The organism is Agromyces binzhouensis, from assembly GCF_004135055.1.
Lineage (GTDB): Bacteria > Actinomycetota > Actinomycetes > Actinomycetales > Microbacteriaceae > Agromyces > Agromyces binzhouensis.
On sequence record NZ_SDPL01000118.1, the window covers coordinates 1 to 7676 of the forward strand.

Here is a 7676-nt window from a genome sequence, read left to right on the forward strand (position 1 = left end):
GACCGACCCGGGCGACGATGCGCCCGGCACCGCGTCGGGGCCGGTCCGGCCCGCGGCGGCCGGCTACTGACGGCGGGCGCGCGAGGGATCGCATGACCTTCGGCCCCGACGTCCGGGCGGCGGAGCGGGCATGCTGGTGCCGACCCGGCCCGCGTCGAAGGGGGGTGGCGACGATGAGCATGCAGGGCATCGCGCGCCGTGTGCTGCTGACGATCCAGATCTTCGTGGGCATCACCAGCGTGTTCGGCGGCGCCGCGCTGGTGCTCGGCGGCGTGATCGACTTCAGCGGCACCGCGATGGCGATCCCGCAGTCCTACCTCGACGGTTCGCCGTTCACGTCGTTCCTGGTCCCCGGGCTCGCGCTCGCGATCGTGGTCGGGGGCACGCACCTGCTCGCGTTCGTGATGCTGGCGCGCCGCATGCGGTGGACCATGATCGCGACGGCCGTCGCCGGCTTCGGCATGCTCGTCTGGGTCTTCGTCCAGATGGTGTTCATCCCGTTCAGCCCGCTGCAGGCGGTCTACTTCGGCCTCGGCCTCCTCGAGCTCGCGGCGACCCTCGTGCAGCTCGACATCCTGCACCCGTGGGTGCACGCGAGCGTGCACCGCGACCGGGCCTCGCAGGCCCCTGCCGCACGCCCGGACTGACTGGGGTCGCGGCGCTTCCGCCGCCTCGTGATCCGTGCCATGGTGGGGATCGGGGGCACCTGCTGCCGGACACGAGATGAGGTCGTCATGACCCGGATGCCGCGGAACGGAGTCTTCGCCGGGCGGCGCGCCCGCGCCGGTGCGTCCTTCCTCGCGGTCGCGGTCGTGATGGCCGCGACGAGCGTGTCGGTCGACCTGGCCGTGCCCGGGTTCGCCTCGTCGGTCCAGCGCGCGGTCGTCGGCACGATGTCCGACGTCATCGAGGTCGTCGCGGTGTGGGGGGCGCTCCCGCTCGGCCTGCTGCTGCTGATCACCGCCGGCGAGCCGCGGGCCTGGCGACGATGGGCCGCGGTCGTGGCCGCCGTCGCAGCCCCCATCGCGGTGCAGTTCACGGGCGTCGGCGACTCGCCGTTCCTGATCCTGCTCGCCCTCGCGGCCGCCGTGGGCGGTTACGCGATCATCGCGCTCGGCCTGTCCGAGCGCCGGGGCGATCCGAGCCGCACCGATCGGGTCGGGATCGCGGTCGCGGTCCTCGGCGCCGCGGAGCTCGCGGTGATCGCGCTCGGCACGCTGCACCTGCTGGTCTGGAATCCGATGGCGGCCGTGCCCGAGCTCTCGCTCGCGCAGATCTACGGGATCCTGGTCGAACGCTACGGGGTGATCGACGGCGGGCCGTTCGTCTGGGCGCTCGGCGCCACGCTCGCGACCGTCGCGGGGTCGATCGTCGCGATCCAGGGTTCACGGCGCGGGATCGTCACGACGCACGACGTGGTCACGGTCGGGCTGCTCCTCATCCACGCGACGACCTTCTTCCTCTGGTGGGCGGGGTTCGCGATCGGCCTGAACCTCGCGGACGCGTTCGCGGCCGGCGGCGGCGACGTCTCGTCGGGCGGCTCGCTGCTCGCCCTCGTCGGGGCGTCGTGCCTCGCCGCCGCCATCCTCCTCCAGCTGCGTCACGCCCCGGTCCGGGACGAAGACACCGCCTCGGCCGGTGACGACGACGAGTCCGACGAGTCCGGCGACCGGGCGGATCCGCACCCGACCGCCGACTCGGGCGCGGACCCCGGCGGTCCCGAGGGCGCCCCGGCCGCCGTCACCCCCTAGCGTGGTGTCATGGCTGCGCGCAGCGACGACGCCGTGGTGCTCGAGGTCGGGGGCCACGAGGTCCGCGTGAGCCATCCGGACCGGGTCGTCTTCCCCGAGCCCGGCCTGACGAAGCGCGACCTCGTCCGCTACTACCTCGCCGTCGCGGACGGCGCGCTGCGCGGTGCGGGCGGTCGGCCGATGGTGCTCAAGCGGTTCGTGAAGGGCATCGGCGCGGAGCCGTTCTTCCAGAAGCGCGTGCCCGAGAACCACCCCGCATTCATCGACACCGCGACCCTGCACTACGCGCGCGGCACGTCGGCCGAGGAGACGGTCGTGCGCGACGCCGCCGGCCTCGCCTGGGTCGTGAACCTCGGATGCCTCGACCTCAACCCGCACCCCGTGCGGGCCGAGGACCTCGCCCACCCCGACGAACTGCGCGTCGACCTCGACCCGATGCCCGGCGTCGACTGGTCGCAGATCGTCGACGTCGCGATGGTCGCGCGCGACGTGCTCGAGGACCACGGGCTCGTCGGCTGGCCGAAGACGTCGGGCTCGCGCGGCATCCACCTGCTCGTGCGCATCGAGCCTCACTGGGACTTCCGGGAGGTCCGGCTCGCCGCCGAGGCGCTCGCGCGCGAGGTCGAACGGCGGGCACCCGGACTCGCGTCGGCACGGTGGTGGAAGGAGGAGCGCGGCGAGAGCGTGTTCGTCGACTTCAACCAGAACGCGAAGGACCGCACCGTGGCATCCGCCTACTCGGTCCGACCGCTGCCCGACGCGCGGGTCTCGACGCCGCTCGACTGGGACGAGGTCCGCTCGCGGCGACCGGAGGAGTTCACGGTCTCGACCGTCCTCGAGCGCTTCGGCGACCGCGGCGACCCGCACGCGGGCATCGACGACGCGGTCGGATCGCTCGACGGGCTGCTGCGGCTGGCGGAGGAGCTCGGCCCCGCCGAGAAGGCGCCCCGGGGCGCCTCGCGCGGGGACGGCTCGGGGCGCCGGGTCTCGACGATGCCGCTCATCGAGGTCGCCCGCACCGAGACGAAGCCCGAGGCGCTCGACGCGCTCGAACGCTGGAAGGCGGCGAACGCCGTCGTGGTGCCGCACCTGACGCCGTCCGACGTGCTCGTGGACGGCATGCGCGGGTCGAGTTCGCTCTGGTACCGGGTGCGGGTGAACCTGCAGCACGTGCCCGATGCGGATCGGCCCGAGCAGGGCCCGCTCGTCGCCGACTACGATCCGTGGGCCGGGCGTGGCGCTCCGGGAGCCGATGCCCCGTCGCGGGGCGACGGCGCCTAGGCCGTGCGCGGCGTGAACGCCGCGTGCAGCAGTTCCCACGCCCGATCGGCGGTGGCAGCACGCTCGGCCGGCTCGGTCCGGGCGACGAGGCCGGCGAGCATCGAGATCGCGAGGAGCACGTCCTCGACGTCGACGTGCTCGCCGAACCTGCCCGCGGCCCGCTCGTGCTCGACGGCGGCCACCGCGATGTCGCGCACGCGCGCGCCGAGGCGTTCGACGCGCGGATCGTGCGGGTGCGCGCTGATGAGGTCGATCAGCGCGGTCGAGACGATGGCCTGCGCGATCACGCCCTGGAGGAGGTCGTCGAGCCCGGCCTCCGGCGGGGCGACCGCGGCCTCGAGCTCGTCGAGGTTCTCCTCGTAGACGGCGACCGCGAGCGAGAGGCGGTCGGGGAAGTGCCGGTAGAGGCTGCCCTGGCCGACGCCGGCTCGCCTGGCGATCGCGCTGAAGGGTGCGGAGAGACCGTCGGCGGCGAAGATCTCGCGCGCGGCGGCGAGCAGTGCGCGCCGGTTGGCCGGCCCGGCGCTCGGGCCGAGGTTCGGCTTGCGCGGCTTGGGACCTTCTCCCCGTGCACTCTCGGACATGGGTGCTAGGTTACTACCGGACAGAGTTGTCCGGTGTCCTCCGAGGACACGGACCCAGAGCAGCGAAGGAACCCCTCATGAGCCCCAGCAAGCCCCTCACCGGCGACTCATCGATCAAGACCTGGCTCGAGGACCCCGTCGGCGGGCCCATCATCCGCGACCTCCTCGCGCAGGCCGGGCAGGATCCCGACGTCCTCCGCCCGGTCCACCGCCTCGCACTCAAGCGCCTCATCAAGCTCAGCAAGGGCTCCTTCTCGCAGGAGATGGTCGACCAGCTCGTCGCACGGGCCGCGGCGGGCGACGTCCCGGCCGGCGCCCCCGCGGCATCCGCCCCCGAGCCCGAGACCGACGCCGCCGAGGCCCCTGCAGACGCCACCGACGCCGTCGAGCGCCCCGAGTGGGTCGAGCGCATCGACCAGGGCCGCTTCACGGGCAAGACCGTCATCGTCACGGGCGCCGGCTCGGGCATCGGCCGGGCGACCGCGTCGCGCATCGTGCGCGAGGGCGGCAGGGTCGTCGCCGTCGACGTCTCGCAGGAGCGCCTCGACGACCTCGCCGAGGAGCTCCGTGCGGCCGAGCACGACGGCGCCGGCGTCGTGACGCTCGTCGCCGACATCACCGACGACGCGAAGATCGCCGACATCCTCGCCGCCGGCGGCGACCGCATCGACGGCCTCGCCAACATCGCCGGGATCATGGACGACATGACCCCGATCGGCGAGCTCACCGATGCCGTGTGGGAGCGCGTCATGCGCGTGAACGTCGACGGCACCATGAAGCTCATGCGCGCGGTCGTGCCCGGCATGCTCGCGCAGGGCCACGGCTCGATCGTCAACACCGCGTCCGAGGCCGCGCTCCGCGGCTCCGCCGCCGGCGTCGCCTACACCACCTCGAAGCACGCCGTGGTCGGCCTCACCAAGTCGACCGCGTTCATGTACGGCCCGAGCGGCCTCCGCGTGAACGCCGTCGCGCCCGGCCCGACGATCACGAACATCGAGGCGTCCTTCGCGTCGCCGCTCGGCGCGCAGCGCGTGCGCCAGGCCATGGCGCTGCTTCCGGATGCCGCCGAGGCCGAGGCCCTCGCCGCGTCGATCACCTTCCTGCTCTCCGACGACGGCGTGAACGTCAACGGCGTCGTGCTGGCGTCGGACGGCGGCTGGTCCGCCGCCTGACCCGTGCGGACCCCGAGCCGCGGTGACACCATGGGGCCATGAGCGCGAAGCGGATCCTCTTCATCGGCGGCAGCGGCGTCATCAGTTCGGCCTGCGTGAGACGCGCGGTCGAGGTCGGCCACGACGTGACCGTGCTGAACCGAGGCGGCTCCACGAGCCTGCGGCCGCTCCCGGCCGACGTGCGGCAGGTCGTCGGAGACATCCGTCGCCCCGACACCGTGCGCGCGGCGCTCGGCCGAGGCACCGCCGACCCGCTCGAGTTCGACGTCGTCTGCGAGTTCCTCGCGTTCACGCCCGACCACGTGCAGGCCGACCTCGACCTCTTCGAGGGGCGGATCGGGCAGTACGTCTTCATCAGCTCGGCGTCGGCCTACCAGACGCCGCCGAGCCGCCTGCCCGTCACCGAGTCCACGCCGCTCGTGAATCCCGAATGGCAGTACTCGCGCGACAAGATCGCGTGCGAGCAGGTGCTCGTCGACGCCGTGCGCGAGCGCGGCGTCCCCGCGACGATCGTGCGCCCCTCCCACACGTACGACGCGACGCTGATCCCCACGCTCGGACACTGGACCGACCTCGCGCGCATGCGCGCCGGGCGCCCCGTGATCGTCCACGGCGACGGTACGAGCCTCTGGACGATCACCCACCACGACGACTTCGCGGTCGCGTTCGCAGGGCTCCTCGGCAACCCGATGGCCGTCGGCGACGCGTTCCACATCACGGGCGACCACGCGCCGACGTGGAACCAGATCTACCGCTGGCTCGCCGAAGCGGCCGGCGCGCCCGACGCCGAGCTCGTGCACGTGGCATCCGACACCATCGCCGCCATGCACCCCGACTGGGGCCCCGGCCTGCTCGGGGACAAGGCGCACTCGATGGTCTTCGACAACGCCAAGGTGAAGGCGCTCGTGCCCGAGTTCCGCACCACGATCACGTTCGACGAGGGCGCGCGCCGCATCGTCGAGTTCTACGACGCGCACCCCGAACTCCAGGTCGTCGACCGGGTGACGGATGCCGCGTTCGAACGCATCCTCGCCCTCCCCCGCCGCTGACGTGCGGGCTTCCTGCGACCCCGTTCCGCAGCACGGGCTCCCGGGGCTAGCCTGAGGGCACGCGGCCACCCGACCGGCGGGAGGGCCAGCCGAAGGGGGATGCCATGACCAGCTTCGTCGATCCGCTCGAGGGCCCGTTCAGCCGGGGCCAGGAGGCCGAGATCGAGTACGAGGAGGAGCTCGAGGCGGAGGGCGTCGGCGACGACGACGTCGAATTCGTCATGGAGGAGGTCGCCGACCCCGAGGACGACGAGGAGGACTTCGGCGGGCGCTGAGCGCCTGCCGACGTGCGTCGTCGACGGCTACGCGATCCCGCCGCCGTCGACGACCAGCGCGGACCCGGTGACGTAGCTCGACTCGTCGCTCGCGAGCCACACCACGGCCGCGGCGATCTCGCGCGGCTCGCCCATGCGGCGCAGCGGCCGGTCCGCGGCCTCGGCGAGGAACGCATCGGCGTCCTGGCCGAGCTGGCTGGCCTCGTCGCGGAGCATCCCGGTGTTCACGTCGCCCGGGTTGACCGAGTTCACGCGGATGCCCTGCGGACCGTGGTCGATGGCGAGCGCGCGGGTCATGTTCACGACCGCCCCCTTCGAGGCGCAGTACGAGATCGCCTGCCCGCCGCCCTTCAGCCCCCAGCCCGACCCGGTGTTCACGATCGAACCGCCGCCGGCGGCGGCCATGACCGGCACGACGTGCTTGGCCATGAGGAAGATCGAGCGGACGTTCACGCCGAAGACGCGATCCCACTCCTCCACCGAGGTCTCGACCGCGGTTGTGCGCCGGATGATGCCCGCGTTGTTGAAGACGACGTTCACGCCGCCGAACGCCGCCACGGTCGTCTCGACGACCCGCTCGATGTCGGCCTCGCTCGCGACGTCGGCCTGGACGGCGATCGCCGTGAACCCGGCGTCGCGGATCTCCGCGGCGACCGCCTCGGCCGCCTCGCCGTTCAGGTCGACGACCGCGACCGCGGCGCCCTCGGCCGCGAGGGCCTTGGCGGTCGCGCGGCCGATGCCGCCGGCTCCTCCGGTGACGATGGCCTGCTTGTGCTCAAGTCGCATGGACTGCTCCTTCGTTCTCTGGTGCGTGGACCGGGTAGATGCTCGTGGTCGATGGACCGGTGACGACGCTCGCGAACCCGGCGAGGCGCGCATCGACCGCCGCATCCCCGGTGTCGACGAGGAGCGGACGCCCCCCGAGGTCGATGAGCTTCTGCTCGGGGGCGACGACCATCACGGGGTCGTCGCCGATCGCCTCGACGACGCGCGCCGAGAGCTGTTGGTTGCCTCGGCCGAGGAGGAACCCCTGCCCGCCGATGATGGAGACCACGGCTTGCGCGGGCCCCTTCGCGACCTCGTCGAGCAGTTCGTGCTCCGAGGCGCCCGCGACGACCACGTCGCCGTCGAGCACGACGTCGACGCCCAACGGCGTCTTCTCGACGCCGAGTTCGCGCGCGACCTCCGCCATGGTGCCGCCTGGCCCGAGCAGGTAGCGGATGCCGGGCCGCAGGCGCGACGCCGCACCCTTCGCCGCGATCCGGACCGCCGCCTGCTCGTCGGCGGGCGTCGCCGCCTTGCGCGCCTGCGTGCGTCCCGCTCGATATGGCACCCGGAGCGTGCCGTACAGCCGCGGTTCGACCCGGGCACGGCGCAACTGCTCCTCGTCGACGTCGAGCACCTCCCGTTCGGCCGTCGGCAGCCCCCGCTCGTCGAGCCAGGCCGCGGCGAGCGCGCCGGCGGCACCCGGACCGACCGCGAAGACCGGCGAGTACATCTTGACGCCGGCGGGGATGCCGAGCGCGACGGCCGCCTCCGGGAGTCCGGCCGCGACGTCCCGGGC

Annotated in this window: 9 protein-coding genes; 6 read left to right on the plus strand and 3 right to left on the minus strand. The window is 73.2% G+C overall.

What is annotated here, in order from left to right:
• Window positions 1–173 precede the first annotated feature (173 nt).
• From ESO86_RS07765 to ESO86_RS07775, 3 genes are all read left to right on the plus strand, one after another.
• Window positions 174–647 (plus strand): hypothetical protein, encoded by a 474-nt coding sequence (locus ESO86_RS07765; RefSeq protein WP_207207057.1) that lies wholly within the window; start codon window positions 174–176, stop codon window positions 645–647.
• A gap of 87 nt (window positions 648–734) precedes the next feature.
• The gene (locus ESO86_RS07770; RefSeq protein WP_129234384.1) at window positions 735–1751 is read left to right on the plus strand and encodes a hypothetical protein; all 1017 of its coding nucleotides are present in this window, start codon (window positions 735–737) and stop codon (window positions 1749–1751) included.
• Window positions 1752–1760: 9 nt separating this feature from the next.
• On the plus strand, window positions 1761–3032 hold the full coding sequence (locus tag ESO86_RS07775) for a DNA polymerase domain-containing protein (RefSeq protein WP_129234385.1): 1272 nt from the start codon (window positions 1761–1763) through the stop codon (window positions 3030–3032).
• Here ESO86_RS07775 and ESO86_RS07780 read toward each other — a convergent pair.
• Window positions 3029–3616, minus strand: a complete 588-nt coding sequence (locus ESO86_RS07780) for a TetR/AcrR family transcriptional regulator (protein WP_129234386.1) — start codon at window positions 3614–3616, stop codon at window positions 3029–3031. The two genes, ESO86_RS07775 and ESO86_RS07780, sit on opposite strands and share 4 nt — an antisense overlap.
• Before the next feature lie 77 nt (window positions 3617–3693).
• On the opposite strand from ESO86_RS07780, the gene ESO86_RS07785 reads away from it, so the two are divergent.
• The 3 genes from ESO86_RS07785 to ESO86_RS18725 all read left to right on the plus strand — a co-directional run bounded on the left by ESO86_RS07785 (window position 3694) and on the right by ESO86_RS18725 (window position 6112).
• Complete coding sequence (locus tag ESO86_RS07785; protein WP_129234387.1) at window positions 3694–4788, plus strand: SDR family NAD(P)-dependent oxidoreductase; 1095 nt, start codon at window positions 3694–3696, stop codon at window positions 4786–4788.
• 38 nt (window positions 4789–4826) lie between these two features.
• On the plus strand, window positions 4827–5837 hold the full coding sequence (locus ESO86_RS07790; RefSeq protein WP_129234388.1) for an SDR family oxidoreductase: 1011 nt from the start codon (window positions 4827–4829) through the stop codon (window positions 5835–5837).
• A gap of 104 nt (window positions 5838–5941) precedes the next feature.
• Window positions 5942–6112, plus strand: a complete 171-nt coding sequence (locus ESO86_RS18725) for a hypothetical protein (protein WP_165307487.1) — start codon at window positions 5942–5944, stop codon at window positions 6110–6112.
• Between the two features lie 27 nt (window positions 6113–6139).
• On the opposite strand, the gene ESO86_RS07795 is transcribed toward ESO86_RS18725, so the two are convergent.
• Window positions 6140–6898, minus strand: coding sequence for an SDR family NAD(P)-dependent oxidoreductase (locus tag ESO86_RS07795; protein ID WP_129234389.1), 759 nt, complete (start codon window positions 6896–6898; stop codon window positions 6140–6142).
• Window positions 6888–7676, minus strand: a 789-nt coding sequence (locus ESO86_RS07800) for an ATP-NAD kinase family protein (protein WP_207207058.1), incomplete at its 5' end; no start/stop codon positions are given. The genes ESO86_RS07800 and ESO86_RS07795, both read right to left, overlap by 11 nt.

Bases quoted from the DNA above. Each gene is read 5' to 3' on its own strand.
- ESO86_RS07765 (WP_207207057.1), top strand. From the start codon at position 174: ATGAGCATGCAGGGCATCGCGCGCCGTGTGCTGCTGACGATCCAGATC.
- ESO86_RS07770 (WP_129234384.1), top strand. From the start codon at position 735: ATGACCCGGATGCCGCGGAACGGAGTCTTCGCCGGGCGGCGCGCCCGC.
- ESO86_RS07775 (WP_129234385.1), top strand. From the start codon at position 1,761: ATGGCTGCGCGCAGCGACGACGCCGTGGTGCTCGAGGTCGGGGGCCAC.
- ESO86_RS07780 (WP_129234386.1), bottom strand. From the start codon at position 3,616: ATGTCCGAGAGTGCACGGGGAGAAGGTCCCAAGCCGCGCAAGCCGAAC.
- ESO86_RS07785 (WP_129234387.1), top strand. From the start codon at position 3,694: ATGAGCCCCAGCAAGCCCCTCACCGGCGACTCATCGATCAAGACCTGG.
- ESO86_RS07790 (WP_129234388.1), top strand. From the start codon at position 4,827: ATGAGCGCGAAGCGGATCCTCTTCATCGGCGGCAGCGGCGTCATCAGT.
- ESO86_RS18725 (WP_165307487.1), top strand. From the start codon at position 5,942: ATGACCAGCTTCGTCGATCCGCTCGAGGGCCCGTTCAGCCGGGGCCAG.
- ESO86_RS07795 (WP_129234389.1), bottom strand. From the start codon at position 6,898: ATGCGACTTGAGCACAAGCAGGCCATCGTCACCGGAGGAGCCGGCGGC.